Origin of the sequence: Moritella sp. 36, assembly GCF_018219415.1 — a bacterium.
Lineage (GTDB): Bacteria > Pseudomonadota > Gammaproteobacteria > Enterobacterales > Moritellaceae > Moritella.
In genome coordinates, this window is sequence record NZ_CP056120.1 from 835,734 (window position 1) to 861,219 (window position 25,486).

General features: G+C 40.8%; 23 protein-coding genes. 8 read left to right on the plus strand and 15 right to left on the minus strand.

The genetic code is table 11. The annotated features are described in order from the left end of the window. Positions 1-62: 62 nt before the first annotated feature. The 4 genes from HWV03_RS03845 to HWV03_RS03860 all read right to left on the minus strand — a co-directional run bounded on the left by HWV03_RS03845 (position 63) and on the right by HWV03_RS03860 (position 5,219). Positions 63-947 (minus strand): LysR family transcriptional regulator, encoded by an 885-nt coding sequence (locus HWV03_RS03845; RefSeq protein WP_211678532.1) that lies wholly within the window; start codon positions 945-947, stop codon positions 63-65. 165 nt (positions 948-1,112) lie between these two features. Further along, the gene (locus tag HWV03_RS03850) at positions 1,113-1,910 is read right to left on the minus strand and encodes a slipin family protein (RefSeq protein WP_211678533.1); all 798 of its coding nucleotides are present in this window, start codon (positions 1,908-1,910) and stop codon (positions 1,113-1,115) included. Beyond that, a complete protein-coding gene (locus HWV03_RS03855; RefSeq protein ID WP_211678534.1) occupies positions 1,891-3,414 on the minus strand; it encodes an NfeD family protein in 1,524 nt (507 codons plus the stop codon). Before HWV03_RS03855 ends, HWV03_RS03850 begins: the two co-directional genes overlap by 20 nt. A gap of 104 nt (positions 3,415-3,518) precedes the next feature. Beyond that, entirely contained in the window at positions 3,519-5,219 is a 1,701-nt protein-coding gene (locus tag HWV03_RS03860) for a methyl-accepting chemotaxis protein (RefSeq protein WP_211678535.1), read from the minus strand. Between the two features lie 399 nt (positions 5,220-5,618). On the opposite strand from HWV03_RS03860, the gene HWV03_RS03865 reads away from it, so the two are divergent. Continuing rightward, positions 5,619-6,989 carry an alanine/glycine:cation symporter family protein gene (locus HWV03_RS03865; RefSeq protein WP_211678536.1) on the plus strand — a complete coding sequence of 457 codons (1,371 nt, stop codon included), beginning with the start codon at positions 5,619-5,621 and terminating at the stop codon, positions 6,987-6,989. A 203-nt stretch (positions 6,990-7,192) separates the two neighbouring features. Then, a complete protein-coding gene (metC, locus tag HWV03_RS03870) occupies positions 7,193-8,377 on the plus strand; it encodes a cystathionine beta-lyase (protein WP_211678537.1) in 1,185 nt (394 codons plus the stop codon). A 229-nt stretch (positions 8,378-8,606) separates the two neighbouring features. Here the strand turns inward: metC and HWV03_RS03875 are convergent, their stop codons facing one another. Continuing rightward, positions 8,607-9,500, minus strand: a complete 894-nt coding sequence (locus HWV03_RS03875; RefSeq protein ID WP_211678538.1) for a DMT family transporter — start codon at positions 9,498-9,500, stop codon at positions 8,607-8,609. 218 nt (positions 9,501-9,718) lie between these two features. On the opposite strand from HWV03_RS03875, the gene HWV03_RS03880 reads away from it, so the two are divergent. Then, on the plus strand, positions 9,719-10,177 hold the full coding sequence (locus HWV03_RS03880) for a hypothetical protein (RefSeq protein ID WP_211678539.1): 459 nt from the start codon (positions 9,719-9,721) through the stop codon (positions 10,175-10,177). A 176-nt stretch (positions 10,178-10,353) separates the two neighbouring features. Beyond that, the gene (locus tag HWV03_RS03885; RefSeq protein ID WP_211678540.1) at positions 10,354-10,689 is read left to right on the plus strand and encodes a hypothetical protein; all 336 of its coding nucleotides are present in this window, start codon (positions 10,354-10,356) and stop codon (positions 10,687-10,689) included. 77 nt (positions 10,690-10,766) lie between these two features. Here HWV03_RS03885 and HWV03_RS03890 read toward each other — a convergent pair whose 3' ends face one another. Continuing rightward, complete coding sequence (locus HWV03_RS03890) at positions 10,767-11,645, minus strand: DMT family transporter (protein ID WP_211678541.1); 879 nt, start codon at positions 11,643-11,645, stop codon at positions 10,767-10,769. Positions 11,646-12,068: 423 nt separating this feature from the next. Here HWV03_RS03890 and HWV03_RS03895 point away from each other — a divergent pair, with 423 nt between their 5' ends. Continuing rightward, complete coding sequence (locus tag HWV03_RS03895; protein ID WP_255547056.1) at positions 12,069-13,193, plus strand: hypothetical protein; 1,125 nt, start codon at positions 12,069-12,071, stop codon at positions 13,191-13,193. Positions 13,194-13,319: 126 nt separating this feature from the next. Here the strand turns inward: HWV03_RS03895 and HWV03_RS03900 are convergent, their stop codons facing one another. Further along, positions 13,320-14,915, minus strand: coding sequence for an isocitrate lyase (locus HWV03_RS03900; protein WP_211678543.1), 1,596 nt, complete (start codon positions 14,913-14,915; stop codon positions 13,320-13,322). Positions 14,916-15,206: 291 nt separating this feature from the next. Between HWV03_RS03900 and HWV03_RS03905 the strand changes: the two genes are divergently transcribed. Further along, complete coding sequence (locus tag HWV03_RS03905; protein ID WP_211678544.1) at positions 15,207-16,181, plus strand: LysR family transcriptional regulator; 975 nt, start codon at positions 15,207-15,209, stop codon at positions 16,179-16,181. On the opposite strand, the gene HWV03_RS03910 is transcribed toward HWV03_RS03905, so the two are convergent. The 6 genes from HWV03_RS03910 to rsmE all read right to left on the minus strand — a co-directional run bounded on the left by HWV03_RS03910 (position 16,178) and on the right by rsmE (position 20,335). Further along, positions 16,178-16,831, minus strand: a complete 654-nt coding sequence (locus HWV03_RS03910) for a short chain dehydrogenase (RefSeq protein WP_211678545.1) — start codon at positions 16,829-16,831, stop codon at positions 16,178-16,180. The genes HWV03_RS03905 and HWV03_RS03910 overlap by 4 nt on opposite strands. Positions 16,832-16,864: 33 nt before the next feature. Then, entirely contained in the window at positions 16,865-17,389 is a 525-nt protein-coding gene (locus HWV03_RS03915; protein ID WP_211678546.1) for a DUF2937 family protein, read from the minus strand. 77 nt (positions 17,390-17,466) lie between these two features. After that, entirely contained in the window at positions 17,467-17,913 is a 447-nt protein-coding gene (ruvX, locus tag HWV03_RS03920; RefSeq protein ID WP_211678547.1) for a Holliday junction resolvase RuvX, read from the minus strand. 25 nt (positions 17,914-17,938) lie between these two features. Next, positions 17,939-18,520, minus strand: coding sequence for a YqgE/AlgH family protein (locus HWV03_RS03925; protein WP_211678548.1), 582 nt, complete (start codon positions 18,518-18,520; stop codon positions 17,939-17,941). Between the two features lie 119 nt (positions 18,521-18,639). After that, positions 18,640-19,593, minus strand: coding sequence for a glutathione synthase (gene gshB, locus HWV03_RS03930; RefSeq protein WP_211678549.1), 954 nt, complete (start codon positions 19,591-19,593; stop codon positions 18,640-18,642). Positions 19,594-19,603: 10 nt separating this feature from the next. Continuing rightward, positions 19,604-20,335, minus strand: coding sequence for a 16S rRNA (uracil(1498)-N(3))-methyltransferase (gene rsmE, locus HWV03_RS03935; protein ID WP_211674165.1), 732 nt, complete (start codon positions 20,333-20,335; stop codon positions 19,604-19,606). A 337-nt stretch (positions 20,336-20,672) separates the two neighbouring features. Between rsmE and dsdA the strand changes: the two genes are divergently transcribed. Next, complete coding sequence (dsdA, locus tag HWV03_RS03940; protein WP_211678550.1) at positions 20,673-22,001, plus strand: D-serine ammonia-lyase; 1,329 nt, start codon at positions 20,673-20,675, stop codon at positions 21,999-22,001. 164 nt (positions 22,002-22,165) lie between these two features. Continuing rightward, positions 22,166-23,098 carry a DNA-binding transcriptional regulator DsdC gene (gene dsdC, locus HWV03_RS03945; RefSeq protein ID WP_211678551.1) on the plus strand — a complete coding sequence of 311 codons (933 nt, stop codon included), beginning with the start codon at positions 22,166-22,168 and terminating at the stop codon, positions 23,096-23,098. A gap of 49 nt (positions 23,099-23,147) precedes the next feature. Here dsdC and HWV03_RS03950 read toward each other — a convergent pair whose 3' ends face one another. Beyond that, a complete protein-coding gene (locus tag HWV03_RS03950) occupies positions 23,148-24,437 on the minus strand; it encodes an alpha/beta fold hydrolase (RefSeq protein WP_211678552.1) in 1,290 nt (429 codons plus the stop codon). Positions 24,438-24,495: 58 nt separating this feature from the next. Beyond that, complete coding sequence (locus tag HWV03_RS03955) at positions 24,496-25,425, minus strand: DMT family transporter (RefSeq protein WP_211678553.1); 930 nt, start codon at positions 25,423-25,425, stop codon at positions 24,496-24,498. Positions 25,426-25,486: the final 61 nt, after the last annotated feature.

A 25,486-nucleotide genomic window follows, 5' to 3' on the forward strand; every position in this document is an offset into this window, starting at 1 on the left:
TTTGCGTTTTAACGATAAGCTAATAATCTTTGAGTTGAGGTGATGAAATAATTATTAGTATGTTACAAGGTTAAGTTTTTTTTAATAAAATCAAGAAACACTGAAATTTTCGGCGAAATAAGCTCGCGCTTTAAATAGATGGCATAAGTTGAACTCATACTGTCATAAGGACTTAATACGTACTCGGGTAATACATGTACTAGTTTGTTATTTTTTAGTTCGTTATTGATGGCCCAGCGAGGCATAAGCGCAAATCCAGCATGGTTTAATAATAATTGTTTTTGACCGTTTACAGAATTCACTGTTAAATGATTAACAATCGTTAATTTAATCGGTTTACCTTTCATTAAAAACCAGTCTCGCCAGCCAGAATAGCCATAAGTGATACAATCAAACTTAGCTAAACCAAGAGGTGAACTTGGTGTGCCATGCTCGGTAATATATTCAGGACTCGCACATAATATAAAGTCATTATCGAGCAGCTTACGCGCAATTAGATTTGAGTCTGGTAAACGACCACTACGGATTGCTATATCCACATTTTCTTCGACTAAATCAATGACACGTTCGGATAATTCAAGTTGTACTTTTATTTTTGGGTATTGTTTTTTGAACTCAGGAATCAGTGGTAAAATACAGTTCTCACCGAACCCGACTGTCATACTGAGTTTTAGCGTTCCTTGGGGCTCTTTCTGTAAATCATTTACAACACGTTTAGCTTCGTCCAGTTCCGCAATAATACGTTGGGAATATTCATAATAAGTCGAGCCAGCTTCTGTTAAGCCGATATTACGGGTGGTTCTGTTCAGTAATCGAATGCCGAGCTCATTTTCTAAGGCTGCTAATTGGCGTGAAATTGAGGACGGTTGCACATCAAATACACGGCTGGCTGCGGAAATACTGCCAGTTTCCACAACGCAATTAAAATAATGTAAACGAGTAAGCATATAGCACCTATTAAAACGAGTTGTAATTGATTAGATTTTTTATTTTATAGGTCGGTCAACTTAATAGGTTGTTGCATAAAAAGCAAAGGTAGTTTGCTTATCGGCTTACATTTGGTATCGGTGACAAGGATGCCTTTTATTCTAAGGCCTAATTTCATATTCTATTTACTCGTCGTTATCAGTTTTCGTTTTATTTTCTGTTTTACTGGGCATTAAATTAGCAAGTAATTCCGTTGGCATCGGAAATAAGATAGTCGAATTTTTCTCACTGGCGATCTCGGTTAATGTTTGCAGATAACGAAGTAGGATTGCATTTGGTTCTTGGGCTAGTTTAGCTGCAGCTTGGACTAATTTGTCAGAGGCTTCCATTTCCCCTGAAGCATGAATAACTTTTGCCCGTCGTGTTCTTTCTGCTTCTGCTTGACGTGCGATTGCTCTGATCATGCTTTCGTTTAAATCAATGTGCTTTATTTCCACATTAGATACCTTGATCCCCCAACCATCGGTACGTGAATCTAAGATCGCTTGAATATCGACATTGAGCATTTCTCTGTTGGCTAGCATTTCATCGAGTTCATGTTGACCCAATACCGAACGTAATGTGGTTTGTGCCAATTGCGAAGTGGCTTGCAGAAAATTTTCGACATTGATAATTGCTTTTTGTGAATCAATTACCCGAAAGTAAATGACGGCATTAACCCGTACCGATACATTATCTCTACTGATAACATCCTGACTCGGCACATCCATGACCACGGTACGTAAATCGACCCGTACCATTTGTTGCACTATTGGGATGACAATGATCAAGCCTGGCCCTTTTACTTTTTCAAAACGGCCAAGGAAAAAGATAACCCCACGTTCGTATTCACGTAAGATCCGAAACATGCTGATGATTAACAGGAGCAATAAAAATATAATTGCGCCAGTAAATAACATACCGCTATTGAGGATTGCTTGCATCGTTAACCTCCGATTCAGAGATTGGCAATAGGATTAGCGTTAAACCATCAATGCCATCTATTTGTACTATTTGTCCAGCGCTTAATTGATGTGGGCAATAAGCCGACCAACGTTCACCGTTTACATTTATATGTCCCTGGCCAATAAACCCCATTTCAATGGTCACTTCCGAGCCAATTAATGCTTCTTTACCACTGACCACTTTGTTTTTCCGCATATCCCAAAGATAGCTAAATATGAAGATAAAAAACAGTAATGAAAGCACGGTGACGGCAGCTATAAGTTGTAGCGACACTTGAAATTGCGGTAGGTCGCTATCAAACAAAAATATCGACCCGAGTGTAAAAGCAATAATACCGCCGAGCCCCAAAATACCAAAACTGGGTGACATAGATTCTGCAACGAGTAAGGTAATCCCCAGTAATAAGAGACCTAATCCGACATAATCAATAGGTAGCAGCTGGAAGGCGTACAGTGCTATAAACAAGGAAATTGAACCGGTCACGCCTGCGATCCCAACGCCGGGACTATAAAATTCGAGTAAGATGCCATACACCCCAATTAGCATCAGAATATAAGCGATATTAGGGTCGGTGATCGTACCAATAAAGTTACTGCGCCAATTGGGTTGGCGTAGTTCCAGTGGACTGTTAGTTAATGTTAGCAGTCTTTGCTGTTGTTTGATGGTGACGTATTGGCCGTCAAGTTTTTGCAAGAGATGCTGTGGTGATTGCGCTAACAAATTAATCACGTTTTTATCCAGAGCTTCGACCGCTGTTAAGGTTGCCGCTTCTGTCACGGCTAATTCAGCCCATTCGACATTACGCTCACGCAGTTGTGCTAATGAACGAATATAGGCAACCGCATCATTGAGCACTTTCTTTTCCATGGCACTTTTTTCTGTCACTTGTGGTGAATCAGATAGCGTGGGGGAGGGCTGTTGTTCTTTGGTATCGGCGTTCGGTGAATCTGATTTGGAGTCAGGTTTTGTATTAGGCGTTGGCTCGGTTGCTGGTTGGTAAGGGTTTGCCGGTTTCTTATCTCCTGTAGGTAAAGGGTTACCTATGCTGACTGGAGTTGCAGCTCCTAATGTCGTAGTGGTTGCCATTGCTGCTATATGGCAGGCATAGAGAATATAAGTCCCAGCACTGGCGGCTCTAGCCCCTGGTGGATGCACTAAACAGGCGATGGGAACATTTGAGTTTAATATCGCCTGGTTAATATCCCGCAAGCTCGAGACTAAGCCCCCTGGGGTATCGATGGTAATGATGATTAACGGTGGTGTCGAATGACCATTATCACTCGTTTCAGCATTTTTATGGTTATTTGCACGGCTAATTTCGCTGGTAAGGTAATGGCTAACTGCGGGACCAATTGCGCCTTTGATTGTTAATACCGGCACAGGAATGCTATTTTCATTGGTGGTAGCACCTGAAGGTTCAGCTAAGTTAGCATTTAGCATACTACTGTAGAGCAGTAATATGCTTATGAGCCAGTAATACATAGATAATATCCCACAATCATATTAACTCTATTTTAGCTCATGAATACCATACCTGCGTCTTTACCTTAATTAATAGCAATACACATATTCTTGCTGTATGCATTTTATGTGAGTTTGAATTGGCTGAGTAATGTTTCTAATTGTTCTCCTGCGGAAGATAAGCCGGTAGATACTTGTGTTGTTTCATGGCTTGATGCCAGCAGTTGCGCGACCACATCACGGATATTAACCATGTTACGATTAATTTCATCGGTTACCGAACTTTGTTCTGTGGCGGCTGTAGCAATATGGTTTGTCATTTGATTAATGGCATCAACAGCATCGGTGACAGCGGATAAACTACCGCTGATTTGGGTTGATGATTGAATCGCGTGGACACTGGTCTCTTGACTGGTTTTCATGGCGCTCACGGCTTGGGCAACAAATTGGTGTAAACCATCGAGCATTACCTTGATTTCTAATGTACTTTCTTGAGTCCGACTTGCTAAGCTGCGGACTTCATCTGCGACAACGGCAAAACCTCGCCCTTGTTCCCCGGCTCTGGCTGCTTCAATCGCAGCATTGAGAGCGAGTAAATTGGTTTGATCGGCAATCGCACCGATAACTTGTAATACGTGATCAATTTTTTGCGATTGTTCATGTAGGGAACTCATGTACCCGCTAGCTTGCTCAACGTTATCAACCAAAGTTGTGATGGCCGTGCTAGACGTTCTGACATTTTCTTGTGCTAATAAAGAATCTTGCGTCGCCATTTGTGTTGCATCGGCGACTTGAATCACGTTTTCTGCCACATCATTTGCTGTTGCATTCATTTCGGTAACCGCCGTGACCACCTGATCTGTTTCATTATTATGGATCGTCAGTTGTTCCGTGGTCTTTTGAGTTTGTTGGCTGAGGTTATTGGCAGAGTCTGATACTTGATGGGTGACATCTGCCATGGCGCTGATGATATTTTGTAATTTAGCGGTGAAACGATTAAATGCACCACCAAGTAAGGCTATTTCGTCACTTCCTTTGATATCTAATCGACGGGTTAAATCACCTTCACCATCTGCAATATCATTGAGCGTATTGAGCATGTCATTAATTGGTTTTGCCAGACGTTTCGCAATCCACAGCATGAATAAACTGGTTAGTATGACGAGTATGATAGCGCTCGTAATTGCTAATTTTATTTGTGTATAAAATTGTTGCCATGCAGAATGGCTAAAAATAGTTAAATCATTGGCAATATCATCTACATATACACCAGTACCAATAAACCAATCTGTGCCTGTAATAGGTGCAGCATAACTTAACTTAGGCTGTAATGTATCAGTGCCTGGCTTAGGATATACATACTCAACAAACCCACCACCTGACCGACTGGTTTTGATTAATTCTTGAATAAGTAAAACGCCGTTTTTATCTTTCAGTGAATATCGGTTTTGTCCTTGATTTTTTTCGTTACTTGCATCAGCGATATTGATCCCTTTACTGTCGTAAATGAAAAAGTAGCTAAGGTTGTTGTCACCATAACGCGCGTGTTTAAGGATATCTCGTACGTTAGCTAATATTTGTTGTTGGGTTTTATTCTGCGCTGTGGCGTTAGTTATTTCTCGTAGCACTATTTTTTGCGTTATTTTTACTGCATCACTGATCTGTTTTTGACGTTCTGTTCGTAGCAGCAATTCATGATCATGGATCATGCTTGTTACTGCGCTAGTCTGTAAATTAGAAATTATTGCTAATGTAGCGAGCAAGGAAATAACCATAGGAACTATCGCAATAAGTAGTAATTTATTCTGCATTTTCAAATTATCCATGACCTAACCTTATAATCCATTAAAGATGACTGTCTATCTCATTAAGTCAGCTTTTTATCTATTTTTATATATTTACATGTTCAAATTGTTAACTAAGTGTTTGTTTTTTTGTTTTTTAACTGTTTTATCTAGATTGTTGATGGCCTATATGTAACAGGGTGTTGTTTTTGTTGAAGCCTGTTCTGTAGGGTGTTAAGACTGATTTTTATGAATATTGCGAATTAATTCATGGCCTTCCAGTTGTACTTATTTCATTTTAAATATAATACATTGTTATTTTACTGTACTACATTTGGTTGCATGTTAACCAGTTGTGGGTATTATGGTTATTTGTTTGTTGGGTATATAACCTGATAATGTGTGTTTTACATTATCGTTAGTCTTAAGGAAGGGATGTTGATGGAAGCTTTAACAGAGTTTATTTCTGCGGTAAATAGTGTGGTATGGGGTGTACCTATGCTCGTCATGATCCTTGGGATAGGATTATTCCTATCTTTAGGGTTGAAATTAATGCCTATTTTAAAGTTAGGGACTGGTTTTAAGTTACTTTGGGCTGGACGTTCGACTACGTCAGGTGACAAAGGAAAAGGTGAAATCACGCCATTTAATGCGTTAATGACATCACTTTCTGCCACGATTGGCACAGGTAATATTGCGGGTGTGGCAACGGCTATCTTTTTAGGTGGACCGGGTGCGTTATTTTGGATGTGGTGTACTGCGTTAGTGGGTATGGCAACCAAGTATGCAGAAGCAGTATGTGCAGTTAAATATCGTGAAACTGATGATAATGGTAACCACGTTGGTGGACCAATGTATTACATCAAAAATGGTTTAAGCAGTAAATGGGCTTGGCTCGGTACTGCGTTTGCTATCTTTGGTTCAATTGCTGGTTTTGGTATTGGTAACACAGTGCAATCAAATTCAGTTGCTGATGCTTTATCAAGTAGTTTTGGTATCCCACCAATGGCCTCTGGTTTAGTGATGATGGTACTGGTTGGTTTAGTACTGATGGGCGGTGTTAAGCGTATCGCTGATGTGGCGGGTAAATTAGTACCGTTAATGGCTATTTTCTATATTGGTGCTGGTTGTGTAGTACTGATCATGAACGTGAGTGAAATTCCTGCTGCATTTGCCTTAATCATTGAAAGTGCATTTACACCAGTCGCTGCACAAGGTGGTTTTGCTGGTGCTGCTGTCTGGGCTGCAATTCGTTTTGGTGTCGCTCGTGGCGTGTTCTCTAACGAAGCGGGTTTAGGTAGTGCACCAATTGCGCATGCTGCTGCACAAACCAATGATCCGGTTAAGCAGGGTCTTATCGCTATGTTAGGTACCTTTATTGATACTCTTATCGTTTGTACTATTACGGGTCTTGCGATAGTAGTTACTGGCGCTTGGACATCGGGCGATACGGGCGCAGCATTAACATCTGCTGCGTTTGCAAGTGCATTACCTGGTGTGGGTAACTACATTGTAGCGATTGCGCTATCAGTATTTGCTTTCACGACTATCCTTGGCTGGAGTTTCTACAGCGAGAAATGTGTGCAATATCTATTTGGTGTGAAAGCAATTGTACCATTCCGAATCTTGTGGATCATTGCAGTGCCAATTGGTGCAACAAGTTCACTGAGCTTTGTTTGGCTACTTGCTGATACATTGAATGCAATGATGGCATTGCCTAACTTGATCGCACTCGCGCTACTTAGCCCTGTGGTATTTAAGCTAACGAAAGAGTATTTTGCCAAGCAAGGCGAAGCTGCTAAAGAATCGTAAGCAGTAACAGCCTCTTCTAGAGAGCTATCACTAACATGTACGATTAAACCCTGGTTTGATTTCCTTTGGGATATTGGGCCGGGGTTTTGTTTTTATCCTGCCGCAACGAGTATTATTCATTGCCTGTCACTCTATCTTTCGCTAATGTGTTTTTATAGATAGTCGTTTTATAAAAATAAGAATGAGCAGGGAAAGACATTAATATGAGTTCAAATAAATTAGCGACACAGCTTGTCTCGGCAGGACGCGATAAAAAATTTTCACACGGTGCAGTGAACCCCGTTGTTCAGCGCGCATCATCAATTGTATTTGATTCAGTTAAAGCTAAAAAAGCAGCAACAGCAAAACGTGCTGAGGGTGAATTGTTTTACGGCCGCCGTGGTACTCAAACTCACTTCTCATTACAACAAGCGATGACCGAACTTGAAGGTGGCGAAGGTTGTGCGCTTTACCCTTGTGGCGCAGCCGCTGTCACTAATTCTATTCTGTCATTTGTGAACGCAGGTGATCATATTTTAATGACCAGTGCTGCCTATGAACCCACGCAAGATTTTTGTAATGTCATGCTAGCTAAAATGAACGTAGCGACAACATATTATGATCCTATGCTAGGCGAAAGTATTGCAGGCTTAATGCAGGCGAATACCAGCGTCGTATTTCTAGAGTCACCAAGTTCAATTACCATGGAAGTACAAGACATTCCTGCGATCGTAAAAGCGGTTCGTGCGGAAAATCCAGAGGTGATTATCATGATAGATAATACCTGGGCTGCGGGTGTGTTATTTAAAGCCTTTGAACACGATATTGATATTTCAATTCAAGCTGGTACAAAATACATCATTGGTCATTCTGATTACATGCTAGGTACAGCTGTTGCCAATGAACGTTGCTGGGCACAATTACGTGAACAGTCATACTTAATGGGTCAAATGGTTGATGCTGATACAGCGTACATGGCGAGCCGTGGTTTACGTACTATGGGTATTCGTTTAAAGCAGCATGAAGCGGCAAGTATCAAAGTAGCGAATTGGTTAAGTACCCGTCCAGAAGTCGAACGTGTTAATCATCCTGCATTACCAAGCTGTAAAGGGCACGAGTTCTACAAACGTGATTTTAAGGGTTGTAATGGCTTATTCTCATTCATTCTTAAAGAGCAACTGAGCAAAGAGCAGCTGGCGAATTATTTAGATAACTTTGTGCATTTCAGTATGGCGTATTCGTGGGGCGGTTATGAGTCATTAATCTTAGCGAACCAAGCGTCTGAACTTAACCGCATCCGTCCTGCTGGCGATGTAGATTTCACGGGTACATTGGTACGTTTACATATCGGTTTGGAAGATGTTGAAGATTTGATTGCTGATTTAGAGGCTGGTTTTACTCGACTTTAAATCGCGTTACGTTTCAATAATCAATGATATTTAAATCAAGGCGCTTAAAGACTCTTAAAGAGGCTTAAGGCTATTATTCTTGCAATGCTTAAGCCGTCGACAACAAGAATCCCCTTTCTTCCCCCGACTTGTCGGGCGCGAAGCGAGGGAGCTTTAACTTGAGAATACTATTATCGATAATACAGTTCGCTTCCATGCGATTTAAAATGTCAGTCCGTTCAATTCAGCATTAAGACTGAACCGTCACGCCCTTTTTTACAGTATTTTTTGATTTAAACTGCGTCATACTGACCCCTGCTAATACCAAAGTACCACCGATGAACTGCTCACTTGATAGTTGTTCATTGAGAATGAGGGTCGCCATAATTGCAGTAAATACCGGCAATAAATTCATGAACATAGCGCTTTTATCGGCACCAAGATAATGAATACTCTGCATCCATAACCAAGTGGCTAATATCGATGTTGGGATCGCGGCATATAATACCAGTGGTAACGATTCACTGCTCAGGCCCACTTGGCCGTTATATGCGAGTATAGGCAGTAAGATAATGACCGCAAATACCATTTGTACATACAGCGCAATCCAGTTGTTAAACGGTAAACGCCAGCGTTTGAGTAGAACCCCGTATAGAGCGTAGCTACAGGCTGCAATTAGCATGTAAGTATCGCCGATATTAATCCCTTCAGACAGTAAGCTACTAATTTGACCATGGCTTAACATATACACTAAACCCGTCATCGAAATAGCCGCGCCGAGCAATGCTTTTTTAGTCAATGAAATCCCGAGTAGTGGCACACTAAACATTAAGCTTAATAACGGTACCAAGGCAAAAATCAGCGTCATATGTGTTGCTGTCGTTGTCGCCGCAGCAAAGTAGGCGAGAGATTGGTTAATCGCCATGCCCAATAATGCCAATAATGCTAATTTAGTTAAATAGGGTTTAATCGCTTGGCGTTTTTTCCATACCGGTTTGATTAAAAAAGGCGTAAGTGTCATTAAGGCTATAAACCAACGATAGAAGGAGATGGTTTCGGGTGAGATAACGTTGGCCGACAAAACATTAACAATGGAATTACCTGACCAAATGATAACTGTGAATAGAGGGAGTAAAAAATACATGGCGATCTGCTTGCGTATAAAAAGGCGATTGTAGCAGAAAAATTAGCTGACCTACGCGCTATATTACAGATAGTAACGGTGTATTTTAAAATCATGAACATATCTATTAAGTAATAATAACTTTAGTACTTTTTTAATGTTTAGCGCTACCTGCATATACGTTAAGATAAATTATCAAGTTATATACAATGCCATCACAAATCACACATTGAGGTAATATGAAAGATATTCTTATTCCAATTGTATTTCCAGAATATAAAATTACAGTTGATATACCAAGATTGGATGTTGATTTACTTCCATGGACTAGTGTTGATAATTTTACTATTCCAAAATCTAGTCAAAAATTTTCAGGTCTTGGGCACGCAGGTATATTAATCGTCAATGGAGTTTCTGGTTTAACCAAATACTATGAGTATGGACGATATGATTATCCGGAGAAAAAAGGTGTAGTCCGTAGGGTTCCTGTCCCAGATGTTAAGCTAGGTGCAGATGGCGTTGAACTTAAATCTCTTATTCCTGTATTAAGTAAAGTGAGTAAAGTTGCAGGTAAAGGCTCCAGAATTAAAGGTGTCTTTATAGAAGCTGTATCTGTGTTTGAAAAATTAAACCAAAGAGTGATAGTTCAAAAAGCGATGAACAATAGTCCAGGGCGTAAAGAGTATGATTTAACTTGAAATAGTTGTATTCATTTCGCTAAAAGGCTTGTCGAAGCAGCGGGTAAAGATACGCCTTGGATGATCGACCCTCGACCAAATTCCTATATTGGTGAGTTTCGTGATGATTATCGAGATCTTGATTTTTATCCAGAGAGTAATAAATTAGTGATTGAAAATGTTGGGGAGTTCTTTCGATGAAATGGTTAATTATTACTTTTTTTTCTATATTTCTTCTAGCCTGTGAGCCGGTTACCAGTTATGAGCCTGAAGTTCGCCCCGGTAATGTATCTGACTCTGCAATATGGGTTGGTGGACCTGACGGTGGAGTTTACACTGCGGTTAAGTTATTAAATGGTGGGTATTTTGGAACTGTGTTCTATGAGAGTGGTGATATCTGGTATGAGGGTAGCTTTGTTTATACCGGGACGGCGTTTTTTGATGTCAGTGATAAGGCTCTATATTCTGCGTGGGACGGAGACATATTGTATTTGGTCAATGGTGATAAGCTTATTGCTGAAAATACAGATTAAATCCCCTTGCATTAATATTCTAGGTGATATCATCTGTATACAGAAATCACCTAGAATATTTAATTAAAAATGTTAGCTTATTGCGCTAACGCTTTTTGTTTTATTTTTTGTTTAACTACTGTTTCATTAAATATCAGTGATAGCAAAATAATCCCGCCGCCTAACGCCAATTTGACTAAGTCCGCATCACGGTTCCAAATCACCAGATTAACTAACAAGCCTAGCGGTACGAGCACGTTATTCATGGCGGCTAATGTCCCTGCATTAACCAAACATGCGCCTTTATTCCACATGAAGTAACCTAAGCCCGACGCGATAATACCGAGGTAAGTTAATACACCCCATTGTGTTGTCGTTGTTGGCATTTTTTCTGTGCTACCCAGTAACATAAATGCGATGCAGGCAACAAGAAAGGCACCAATATAGAATAGGCCGAACACTTCGCTATGTTTAACATCTTTTAATTCATTTTCAGATAGCTTTTTATAAGCCACTTGACCAATCGCCATGGCAATATTCGCGCCTTGTACAACAAGGAAGCCAACCACGAAACCTTCGTTAATACCGGCGTATTTAATTACCACCGCCCCCAATACTGCAATGATCGCAGTACCTAAATACCAAGGGTTGAAACGAGAATGTAATAGGTCATCAATTAAGGTCACGTAAATCGGGGTAAATACGGTAAACAGTAATACCTCTGGCACTGATAAGAGTAGGAATGATTGATAATAAAATCCGTACATAATACCCAGTTGGCAAGCACCAATAGCCATGACTTTTACAATCGTACTACGTGATAAATTACCTAGCTTTAAGAATGGGATGAATACCAACATGGCTAAACCAATACGGAATAATACCGAGAACCAAGCATCAACCTGACCCGCTAGATAAACCCCGATAAGGCTAAACGAAAAAGCCCATACTAAATTTGTAATGATTAAAAAATGCATTCCTTTACCTTAATTAATAGATGTAAGTAGAATTATTGCCGAACATAGTAACTAGAGTTTATATTTTGCTGTATTGACATGACAGACTTGTGTTTAAAACTTGCCTGTTTGCTTTACGTCAGAGTAATAAATGAGCACTCATACCCAAGCTACTTCAAGATGCACAATCAGCAAACCGAAAGGAGAGGATATTTAAGGCATGACGTTGAGGATTTAGTTATTCTAAATCAAGATTTCATAACGCTGAAGATTCATTCTTTCGGCTTGCCCTACGGGAGGCGAGCAGGAATAACAGCATAGCGTTGCAATGTCTCTGATATAGCATCTTGAACTAACTTGGGCATATAACTAGAGAGTACTGGTATATTTGTCGTTGTTATGATTAATATTAGCTGTTTATCTTCGAATATCGAGATCGTTAAAATGATGAAATTGAGTACTTTATTACCTTTTACCCTACTGGTGGCATTTAGCACGGTTGCTAATGTGGCTACAAATCCTATTTATCAGTTAGAAGTCGAGCCTGCTATTGGTAAAATGGTGACGCCATCGACCGCCGAACTCTGCAGTGTGGCTAAAGGCACGGCTGATTATCTTGCCCTAGGTGAAGATTACGACCCTGGTATTATTACCGCAGGCATGACTGCGCAATTTGGTGGCGATTTAGAAAGAGTAAAGCGCACCCTTAATTTTATTTGCCAAGTGCAGCAAGCGGATGAACTAGCTGGATCCCCGAGCCGTCTGATGGATGCTGAATTTATAGCTCAGCACTTTGATGTGATCCGTTGGATGCCAGATAAAAAACAAGCGCAGGGCTTTGCCAAAAATAAACCGCTGTTGAAAAATATCCCTGATGATCAAATTTTACTGACCAAATATTATATTAAACTCGCGAAAGGCAGTGCCAAAAAAACAGCTGAAACCCCTTATGCGTTATATGCGCTACCAAATGATGAAAAAGGGTTAACACTAGAGCAGGGTAATGCTGACCAGAATTTAACTCGCCATAAACTGACTAAACAAGATGTGTTAACGGGTATTTTAGATAAAGATAATTTAGCAGAGCCTATGGTGTGGTTGTCGCGTTATGACCTAGAAGATTCATTAATGCAGGGTACAGTAAAAGTCGATATTGCCGCCGACCATGATAATGGCGTTACCAATCAGTTTTTTAATGTCCATCGTAATAATGGCATCGGTTATCAACGTAACTTGAAAAAAGAACAGCAAAGACGTTATTGGTATTTTAAGAAAACCGATTCGGTGATGGGTTATGGTAAAGATGCCAGTTATAAGATCCCGGTGTACCCTTTGGTGACTGTTGCTGGTGATCTAGCACACCTAGGATTAGGTAAACTGATCATGCTCACTCACAATGGAGAAAGTCGATTAACGGTATTAGCGGATACGGGCGGAGCTTTTGAAAACAACCAATATCAGCTGGATTATCTCGGTGGCTACTTCAAAAACTGGGATGACTATATTAATACTTATCGTACTTTCCCTGATTATTTTGAAGCGCGTATATTACTGCTGAAAGATAAATAAACTTGGTCGCCTTAACCCAAGATTATTAGCTTATCGCTAAAACGCAAAAACCAGCCGAAGCTGGTTTTTTCATATTAACTCATATTCTTATTTAACTGATAAGAAGATTTCTAATGAAGTTCTAAATTAGAACTGGTTCATCGTGTTATCTTTACCGCCTGCTTTCAGTGCTGCATCACCGGCAAAGTATTCTTTATGGTCATCGCCCATATCAGAACCAGCCATGTTTTGGTGCTTAACACAAGCAATCGATTGACGGATCTCTTTACGTTGAACACCTTTAACGTAGCCCAGCATGCCCTCATCACCGAAGTATTCTTTTGCTAAGTTATCAGTTGATAGCGCCGCTGTATGGTAAGTTGGTAGCGTGATTAGGTGGTGGAAGATACCGGCTTCACGTGCTGAATCAGCTTGGAATGTACGGATCTTCTCATCAGCCTGAATTGCTAATTCCGTGCTATCGTATTTCTCGTTCATTAGATCTGCGCGATCATAAGCTGAAACGTCTTTACCTTCTTCAAGCAAGATATCAAATATTTGCTGGCGGAAGTTTAGTGTCCAGTTGAATGATGGCGAATTGTTGTAAACAAGTTTTGCATTTGGTACCACTTTACGGATCTCATCAACCATTGCGCCGATTTGACCAACGTGTGGTTTCTCAGTTTCAATCCATAATAAGTCAGCACCGCCTTGTAGAGACGTGATGCAGTCAAGTACGCAACGTGCTTCACCTGTACCTTGTTTAAATTGGAATAAGTTACTTGGTAGACGTTTAGGACGTAATAATTTACCGTCTTTCTTAAGAATAACATCGCCATTGCCTAGCTCTGCTTCTGAGATCTCATCACAATCAAGGAACGAGTTATATTGATCACCAAGGTCACCTGGTTCATTCGTTACAGCGATTTGTTTTGTTAGACCTGCACCGAGTGAGTCAGTACGCGCAACAATCACACCATTATCGATACCTAGCTCTAGGAATGCGTAACGAACGGCATTGATTTTCGCAAGGAAATCTTCGTGTGGCACGGTTACTTTACCGTCTTGGTGACCACATTGTTTTTCATCAGATACTTGGTTTTCGATTTGGATACAACATGCACCGGCTTCAATCATTTTTTTAGCAAGTAGGTAAGTTGCTTCTGCGTTACCAAAACCAGCATCGATATCAGCAATGATTGGCACAACGTGAGTCACGTGATTGTCAATCTTGTCTTGTGTTTCAGCAACTTTAGCTGAGTCACCTGCATCTCTTGCTGCGTCTAGTTCGCGGAATAAACCACCTAATTCGCGTGCGTCAGCTTGGCGAAGGAAGGTGTATAGTTCTTCAATTAATGCTGCAACAGATGTTTTTTCATGCATTGATTGGTCAGGCAGTGGACCAAACTCAGAGCGCAGTGCTGCAACCATCCAACCAGATAAGTAAAGGTAACGACGATCAGTATTGTTTTCAAAATGCTTCTTGATAGAGATCATTTTTTGTTGACCGATAAAACCATGCCAGCAACCTAAAGATTGCGTGTACAATGAAGAATCATTATCGTAGTTTTCCATATCAGCGCGCATAATATCAGCTGTGTATTGTGCAATTTCAAGGCCCGTTTTGAAACGGTTTTGAGCACGCATACGCGCTGTATATTCAGGGTTAATAGCAGCCCATTTAGAACCTTGTTCAGCTTTTAACGTAGAAACTGAATCGATATCATTGTTGTATGTTGACATAGCAAATCCTTTACAGTGATCAAGTGATTATTAAATTGAAACGCAGCGATTAAAGCCTTTTATTCGTTTGCGTTTTGATGAGTTAATATTAAACGCTCAATTAATATTTAGTTAGTTTATATTTTCTATAGTCAGCATTCACGCTGTGAATATATATGACTGTTAATTTATCTTATTTATGGTGTATTCTGGTTATAGTTGTTCAATATGATTGAATTTTCTTTAATATAAGTTGCTATGCCATTGAGTTAGCATTGTTTTATTACTTTTATTGTTGTGGGTATTTATTTTATGAATATATCAGGTATCGATCTTAATTTATTGATTTACTTCGATGTTTTGTTGCGTGAAAAAAACGTAACTCGTGCTGCAAGTATGCTTAATATTACCCAGCCAGCAATGAGTAATGGCTTGCGTCGATTACGTACTCTGCTTGACGATCCTGTTTTAGTGCGTACCTCTGGCGGTATGACTCCGACTGAAAAAGCACGTAAATTAGCCCCTGTGATCAGAAAATTATTGCTGGAACTAGAAGAAGCCTTACAAGAAGAAAAAGAGTTTGATCAAAATAGTCATCGGGTTTTTCGTATTATGGCCAGTGATTATGCCGAATCAACCTTGATCCCACGTTTACTGAGTAAGCTAAGTAAAGTGGCTCCCAATATGACCGTGGATATTATGACCCCCTCTGACGTGACCTTCCATGATGTCGAGGAAGGCAAGATTGATATGGCGATTAACCGGTTTGATGAATTACCGCAATCGTTTTATCAAAAAACCTTATGGCATGATTCATTTACTTGCATGATGAATGCGGATAATCCGATCGTAAATAAATTTAATTTGAATCACTATTTAGCATCAAAACATGTATGGGTATCTAAGACTGGTTTTGGCGTCGGTGTCGGGATGAATCCACATGATGTACAAAAGTTAGGTTGGGTAGATGAAGCACTTAATCGTTTAGGTAAGAAACGTGATATTACAGTATTCACGCGTAATTATAATGTTGCGATGCAACTGGCGTTGCAAGATGAGCTCATCGCGACATTACCGACTCAGGCTGCGCTCATTCATAAAAGTAACAGTAATTATACTTTACTTGAACCACCATTCCCGATCCCTAATATTGAATTGAAAATGATCTGGAGTCCGTTACTGCATCATGACGCTAGCCACATTTGGTTCCGCCAGCTGGTGCTTGAAGCGGCAACGGAACTGCGTGCTGATAATGAGTCGGCGCTGATAACGAATAGGCGCGATTAATATTGCTGGATCTCTAAGCTACTGATTACGTGATGGCCACTTGTTACTTGCTGGCTTAATTGGTACATCGCATTAGCAAGTTGGGAGATGCTTATCGGCTTTTGTTGCTTTAACAGGGTCATGGGAAAGAGGGATAATACGGCCAGTGGGTAATAAGCAATAGCTTCCATTAATCTAAACTCATCACGTTTACCGTGTAATAGGGTCGGTTGATAAAGATATAGGGCTGAGAGTGGTAACTGACGTAATAATAGCTCTGCCTCACCTTTAGTTTGTAAATAACTACTTGCAGACTTAGCATTGGCACCGATAGCGCTAATGACATGTAATTGTGCTTTAGTATTATTTGCTACCCAAGTGCCAAAGTTAACAATATAGTCTTTATCTACTTGCCTAAATGCGGCTAATGAACCCGCTTTTTTACGTGTTGTACCGAGGCAACAATAAGCACTGTCAATGTCCACATTAATAGACAAATCATTAAAATTAGCTAAATCGATAATGATTTCCGTCACTTTATTTTGATGCTCGAACGGTGTCGGTCGATAATGTACGACATAGATATTCTCAACCGCCATATCATTGAGTAACTGCTGCATTAATTGGCTGCCTGTTGCCCCTGTCGCGCCGACGATAATGACATTTTTCATGATAATTCCTTAATCTATAGTTCTACAACACTGCTAAGTAGGTTTATTACCGAGAATATAAAAGCGGGTAAACATTAGCGTTAATAGTTTTAAACTGAATAGCCAAAATACGTTTAGCGTTATCCCGCCAACTAACCCTGTTACTATTGCCGCTTGGCTTAATGGTATGCCTGGTGTGAAAAGCGATAAGGTATTTTCAGCTAATTTACTGTCGATGCGAGTAACAAAATAAGTGAGCTTATTTATATAACTACCTTCTGTAAGGGTCACCAAGTCGGTCGCTAATTCAGGTAATGATTGCTGTAATGTGAGCACTTGCTTACCAACCTGCTGAACAGCCGCTGAAGGGCTGGATTTAAAATCGGCAATGAGTGTATCGAGCTGACCATTAAAGTTGGTATCGGCAATTAATTGAAATTGTTGTAGCTGGTTTTGTTGGGCAAGGTAATAACCGGAAAGTTGCTGGCTGTATTGATCAATAAATTGCGGAAACTGCATAAATAACATGACGCCAATGGTAAATAATAAGCGTTGTAGTAAACCATGAATAAACGTCATATTGCGCGCGTCCTTTGCGATGATTAGACTCTGTTAATCTCTACAGAGTCGTGCTTACAAATTATAGCTATTTACCGTTATAACTCTGCGCCATATTGCGATTCCATCCACCCTTCTAAGATCACCATCGCTGACGCACTGTCAATGGCGCCTTTTTGCAGGGCTTTAAAACCACCTTCTTCAAACAAACGTGCTTTGGCATCTTTTGTCGTTAGACGTTCGTCATGCATTTCTGTTTTAACATTAAAACGGCCTGTTAAACGATTGGCAAATTTAATCGCACGTTTGGTGATGTCTTGCTCGGTACCATCCATGTTGAGAGGTTTACCTACGATCACAAGATCGGGCTGCCACTCTTTAATCTGTTGTTCAATTAAATCCCAGTCTGGGATGCCATCATTGGCTTTAAAAGCCACAAGTGGCCGCGCTGTTCCGGTGATTTCTTGACCAACAGCGATACCAATACTTTTTGTTCCGAAATCAAAACCAAGCAGGGTTCTTTTTCCGTTTTCTGCATTACTCATATTTTCCTCCGTAGGGCTCTTAATATTAAGAATGACCTACCTGACTCGATAATTGGCTGACGTCGATACCTATTTTTTGCACAGCCTGTTCCCAACGTTTATGCACAGGCACTTTAAATAAAATATTCTCGTCAGCGTTAATAGTTAACCAACTGTTGTCGGCAATTTCTTGTTCTAACTGCCCTTTCGTCCAGCCTGAATAGCCTAACGCAACAATATAATTTTCGGGTTGTTTTTTAGTGCCAAGTGTTGCTAATACATCTAATGATGAGGTGATCATTAATTCATCATTGATTTGTAAGCTCGAGCTAAAACCAGGATAGGCTGTATGCAATACAAAACCACGGTCTTCAGATACAGGACCCCCTTTAAATACCAGATCATCGATGACTGTTTTCGGCTCGGCAGGGGAGGCTGTCTCATCGTCTAGATCAGCTTCGACTGTTTGTGATAATAACTCGTCGACAGAAATATTGACGGGAAGGTTGATGATGATCCCCATCGCACCTTCGTTGTTATGTTCACAAATATAGATAACAGAGCGTTCGAAAATACCATCTTTCATGCTCGGCATCGCGATAAGGAAGTGATCTTGCAAAGAGTCCATAGGCCTATCTTTTATTGTTAGCTGTGAATGTTATTATGGCAGAAAATCATAGCTTAATTGGTTAAATTAATTATAAGCTATGATTTATTTTATTCTTCATTTACGCGTGGGCAGGTAAATTAATTTTTCTTTAAACGTGCTTCAATCGCATCCATCAACATACCTGTGATGCTTACGTCATAGGCTGCTTCGATTTCGCGGATACAAGTTGGGCTTGTTACATTGATTTCAGTAAGCTTGTCACCAATCACGTCTAGACCAACAAAAATTAAGCCTTTTTCTTTTAATTTAGGCCCTAATGCTTTGGCAATCTTCCAATCACTTTCTGATAATGGGCGTGCAACACCACGACCGCCAGCTGCGATATTACCGCGCGTTTCACCACTTGCTGGGATACGGGCTAGGCAATATGGTACCGGTTCGCCATCAATAACTAAGATACGTTTGTCGCCATCTTTAATATCAGGAATAAATTTTTGTGCCATGCAGTAACGTGTTTCATGTTCAGTCAGTGTTTCGATGATCACGCTGACGTTTTTATCTTGTTCGTTAAGACGGAAGATTGATGCGCCACCCATACCATCAAGCGGTTTTAAGATCACATCTTTGTGTTCTTTATGGAATGCACGTAATTTGTCTTTACGACGTGTTACTAATGTTGTTGGCGTGAATTCGCTAAACCATGCTGTGTATAGTTTTTCATTGGCATCACGTAGACTTTGCGGTTTGTTAACGATTAATGTGCCTTCGTCTTCAGCACGCTCAAGCATGTAAGTTGCGTAAACGAATTCAGTATCGAACGGAGGATCTTTACGCATTAATACCACATCAAGATCGGATAATAGGTGATTTGTTTCTTCACCTAACTCGTACCAATTAGCTGGATCTTGTTGTACTTTCAATGAACGGGACGCAGCATATGCACGGCCTTCAAGCATAAACAGATCTTGCATTTCCATGTAGAAAAGTTCGTAACCACGGTTTTGCGCTTCCATTAACATTGCAAAGCTAGAATCTTTTTTAATGTTGATGTCTGCAATTGGATCCATCACGATGCCAAGTTTAATTGTCATATTCTTTATCCTATCCTAAATCGCCAAAGCGGCATTGTAATGCGGTGATCGCCGTTAATGCTGCTGTTTCTGTTCGTAATACTCGAGGACCTAATAACGTTTCTTCAAAGTTAAATTGTTCTGTCATGCTAATTTCATCCGCAGATAAACCGCCTTCAGGACCAATTAACAAACGCACGCCATTTTTAGGCTCGGGTAAGGTATTAATGCTGTATTTTGCGCGTGGGTGCAGGTTCAATTTGAGTTCTGTTGTTTCTTCTGCCGCCCAGTCTTTTAACTGTTTTGGTGCTAGTACTTGCGGTACGTAATTACGGCCACTTTGTTCGCACGCAGAAATGACAATTTTTTGCCATTGCTGTATTTTTTTCTCTAAACGTTCACCAGAGAGTTTAACACCACAACGTTCACTAAAGAGTGGCGTGATAGTTGTTACACCCAACTCGACAGATTTTTGGATCGTGAAATCCATTTTATCACCGCGTGAGATCGCTTGACCAAGGTGGATCTTAAGTGGTGATTCACTGTTAATATCTTGGAATTCGTCAATCTGAACTGTCACTGATTTTTTCGTGGTTTGTTCAATTGTGGCTTGGTATTGGCCACCTTTACCGTTAAATAAAGTTAGCGTGTCACCTGTAGTCATACGTAACACACGACCAACGTGGCCTGCGCCGTCTGGTGATAATTCAAAGCTAGAACCCACGATTAGTTCGCCGGATTCGAAGATGCGAGGATGACGCATGCTGTGTACCTTTATTTAAATATGTAGTTAATAAAATGATTATACCCACTTTTTTAATTTGCTGATGAAATTTATCTGCTAAGAAATAAAAAAGTTGTTTGGTGCGGTAATAAGCCAAGGTGATCTTGGTCTCATTACTGGCATCGTCAGATTCATCCTAAGGTTAAAAATTGATCCTTTGTTCGTTTAAGCACGGTCGATGCATACTCATTATCTTGAAACGAATAAGTTATTGAAGCGTGCAAGTGACAGCTTTAAGGTCCTATATTGGCACTGTTACGGATAGTGTTTTACTATTTATTTTACTATTTATTTTACTGTTTAGTTAAGGCATATGATGAATAAGACTCGGAACATACAATTAATAAATGAATTTCCATTGTTGGAATCGCTGATAAATCTTAAACCTCTGAGTTGGTTTAATCCCAAAGTGACGAGTTATGAAGAAGCCTTACCATATGTTGGTTTAACTGCTGTGGATGTACAGGACGCGAGTGAACGTCTACTGCGTTTTGCGCCTTTCTTTTGTCAGGCATTTCCTGAAACACAACAGAGTAACGGTATTATTGAATCACCGGTGCAGACGATTCCGGCGATGCAAGCGGCGCTGGGCAATTACTATCAGACATCATTACCAGGTCGGATGATGATCAAGTTAGACTCTCAATTACCGATATCGGGGTCAATTAAAGCGAGGGGTGGCATTTATGAGATTCTGCAACATGCCGAAAAACTGGCAATTTCAGCTGGTCTACTTCGTTTAGAAGATGACTATAGTAAAATTAATTCAGCACAATTTAAGGTATTTTTCAGCCAGTATAAAATTGCTGTTGGCTCAACCGGAAACTTAGGTTTATCTATTGGCATTATAGGTGCCAGTCTCGGGTTTCAGGTCAGTGTGCACATGTCTGCGGATGCGCGGCAGTGGAAAAAGGACCGCCTGCGAAGTCATGGCGTCAATGTGATTGAATATGAATCTGACTACAGTGTAGCGGTCGAACGCGGACGTGAAGAAGCCTTACAAGATCCGTTCTGTCATTTTGTTGATGATGAAAACTCTACGTCGTTGTTCTTGGGTTATGCGGTTGCCGGAGAGCGGTTAAAGCAGCAGTTTATTGAGCAAAATATCATTGTTGATGCCGAGCATCCGCTCTTTGTTTATCTGCCTTGTGGTGTGGGTGGTGGCCCAGGCGGCGTTGCTTTTGGTCTTAAGCTGGCTTTTGGCGACAGTGTACATTGTATATTTGCCGAACCGACGCATTCGCCGTGTATGCTACTTGGTGTTTATACTGGACTGCATGACCAGATCTCGGTTCAAGATCTCGGTATTGATAATATCACGGCAGCTGACGGCCTTGCTGTTGGACGTGCTTCGGGTTTTATTGGTAAAGCAATGGAGCGGATGTTAGATGGCTATATTACGTTAACAGATGCTGACATGTATCAGTTACTAGGGATGCTCCATGATACTGAGCAGCTTAAGCTTGAACCTTCTGCGTTGGCTGGTATGCCGGGTATTATGCATGTGGTCACCAACTCTGATTATCTTGAGCGGATGCAACTTAGTGATAGTTTGGCGAATGCAACGCATTTGGTGTGGGCAACTGGCGGCGGAATGGTGCCAGAGCAGGAAATGACAGCCTACTTACAGCAAGCTAAACATTGATTCTTCGCTTGCGCTACGGGAGGCTCGCTCGAATAACTGTACTGCGTTACAATATTTGAAAATGATATTTTAAAATGGAATACCATTATCTGCATATTGTGCCTTGTTTTGATATCCCAGCGAGTCTCTGATATAGCATTTTGAAGGAGTTTGGGTATTAAGTTATGGAATTAACATTCGGCAGTCATAAACAATTTAGCGGTAGCCAATTAGCTAATCTAGATACCTTTGTCAAAGCTGCGCAGTACGGTTCATTCACGCAAGCGGCTGAGGTGCTTTTTCTTACTCCCAGCGCGGTCAGTCATCGTATTGCCAAACTGGAACAAGAACTCGGCTTTAAGCTGTTTCATCGTTTGCATAAACAGTTGAAATTGACGGGGGAGGGCGCGAGGTTATGCCGTAGTTGCGAGCGACTGTTTAACTCACTGGATGAAGAGTTAAATGATATTCGCAGCAATGAGTTATCAGGTCGTTTGACAATTTACGCCCGCCCTTCTATTTCATTGTGTTGGCTAGTGCCTCGGATACATGATTTTCATCGCCAATATCCGGCTATTCAGTTGGATATTCTTACCGGTAATGATGATATTAATTTTCATACTCAATTTATCGATGTGGCTCTTTATTATACATCAGGTCCCTTTCCTGGATTATCGAATATCGAATTGATGTCAGAGGAGGTTACGCCCGTCTGTTCTCCTGCTTATGCCGAGTTACACGACCTTATTGATAAGCCAGAAAATATTCGCAACTGCAGCTTATTACATGATTGCAAGGCATGGCCACAAGCTGCTTACAATGCGGAATGGTTAGAATGGACTGAACGTCATCAGATACCTGAAGTGAATTATAATCGCGGTTTGAGTTTTGACCGTTCAGATCTGGCGATGGTTGCTGCTATTAATCATGCTGGGCTGGCAATCGGGCGTAAACGACTGGTAGATAAACATTTACGTAGTGGTGAATTAATTGCACCCTTTCCGGCACTAATTAGTCCTGCAACATATCAATATCATGCCGTATATAGCGCAAATATTACACCTAACCCGAGAGTGAAGGTGTTATTAGACTGGTTACTGCTGCAGGCTGAGCAGTAACCGCTTTTTGTAATATGACCAATAGACAGAAGTGGTATCAATGCTGTTATTAGCGGAGAGTAACACCCTTATTTAAGTCGATAAGTTTACTCAACACCTTGTCACCATCCATACGAATACCATTGTGTTCGAACTCTGAGGTTAACCAGTATTTAAGGTGGTTCACGCGGGCGACCGTTTCCAGACTGTATTGCATGTCGACATACATATCTTCGCTATAAATTGCAGCCGCAACCGGTACTTGGTTGTTTTTAAGTACCTCTAGATCGTAAAGATCTGACCAATCCTGTTTTTCAGCTAACTGTTGCGCCGCTTCTTGCAATGGTTTCAAGTTATTAAATTGCTCGAACATCCACGGATAAATCATTTCACCAGTGAATAAGAAGGGCTGGCCTGCTTGATAATTAAATTCAGCATAGTCTGCACGAACGCGATGGGCAGCCCAGTTTGATGCTTGTTGCTGGCAATAGATAGACTCATGCAGTAAGGCAAAAATTGGGTTGGTATTGTAATCAAGGAACTGACAGAACTGTGCTAAAAATAAAGGATTAACTTGGGTGCCTTTTTGCGTCGTGATAAGCGCTTGTTCAAGTAGGTAATAAACCGCTTCAGGGCCTTCTTCCATACCTAGGTTAACGCCAAGTAGTTGTAGCATTTCAACTGTTAGCTTTTCACCTGTCGCAAGGTAAGTATCGTGCTCGGTAATGTGTGTTGCTAATGCAGCTACAAGGTCTTGCGCATCGCTAAAGCGTGTAAAGAAGTCGTTATTTTTCGCCTGTACGCGTTTATAGGTGGCTTGATACACCTCATCGGCAGGGCGTGTCAGTGATGGTAATCCACCAGTGATGAAAGCTTGTGTTAATCCTTCTGGCGCAGCGGTTAAATAACGTAATACACAGAAGCCACCAAAACTTTGGCCGATGATGCTCCAAGTATTAAACGGTGATAATTGTGCTCGGATTGCTTCGGCATCACGGACAATATTATCTGCACGTAAATGACTTAGGTAGTCCGCTTGTTCACTGGCAGTTAAGTGATTAAGACTTACCGAACTGATTGGTGAAGATAGCCCTGTGCCACGCTGATCGAGTAATAATACGCGGTATTCTTGTAATGCGCGCTTGATCCAGCCGCCATTTGCCATCGGACGTACCGCACCAAACCCTGGACCACCTTGAAAATAGACCAAATAGGGCAGGTCTTGATCTTGTTTATCTGGAGCAACAAGTTCACGTACAAATACGTCAATTGTGTCACCGTCAGGCTTGTTGTAATCAAGTGGCAAGGTGAATGTATGCTTTTGTGCAACTAAGCCGCTTAATGTGAGATCAATTTTCATGGCAGTCCTTTGTTCGCAATAAGGTAATGATATAGGGTATTGTAACCTTAAATTAGCGTTATGCATTAGCAGCGACATGTCGTTTATGTACTTTGTAGCGTATTTGGGCGATGAGTAGCATTGAAAACGAAACAATCGCAAGGATTTCTAATCCTGAAAATTGTGCGATGCCTAATGCCGTTAAAAATGTCATACAAAGTACAGGAATAGATGGCATGAATTGCGCTGTGACAGCCGCGCCTAATTTTTTTATCGCAACTTGCATTAAGAATAACGGTATGACACTACCGGTGATCGCTGCACCAGATAGCATTAACCATTCGGTACTGTTAAGCATTAATGTACTGGCTTGTAACAAGGCGTAACTACCGCAAGCCAAGATCACGAGGTAAAAGCGTACTGACAACACTTGTGACGGTGTTAATCCAGTCTTGCGATGAAAGTATTCTGAACGCTGCATGTATAGCGCAGCAAAAAAGCATGATATCAATGAGTAGCTAATGCCTTGAGCTGTTGCGGGCATAACTCGATCTGAGATATAAAACGCGAGGAAAATGGCACTCAAGCAGGACACTAAATTAAAGATATAACTGGATTTATTATTGGCAAATAATCGCCACTGTAACGCGCTATTAAAAAATGGCAGGCAGCCAAAAAAGACAATGGCATAAATTAAAGGCGATACATACGTCATGACAACAAACGCGAGCAGGGTGTTGGCTAATGTGGTTATGTTTAACTGCAACAGTGTTGAAGGTTGCTGAAGGCTCTCTGTGATAATTTGGCGAATATTTTTGCTATTGAACAGGGTAAATATAAATGCTGTTAGGCTATAAGTAATAAATGTTGAGGTAACAGGATCGACTGTTTTAACGGCTTCAGCCATTAAAATAAACGAAACGGATGAGATAATGCAAAATATCAGCGCTTCCTTGTATTTACATAAAGCGTGATTACTCAAATTATATTTCTCAAAATGTTGGAACATATCCCTTCTCCAATAAACGATGACAGCTTAATACCACTTAATTGATACTTCTTGACCTAGC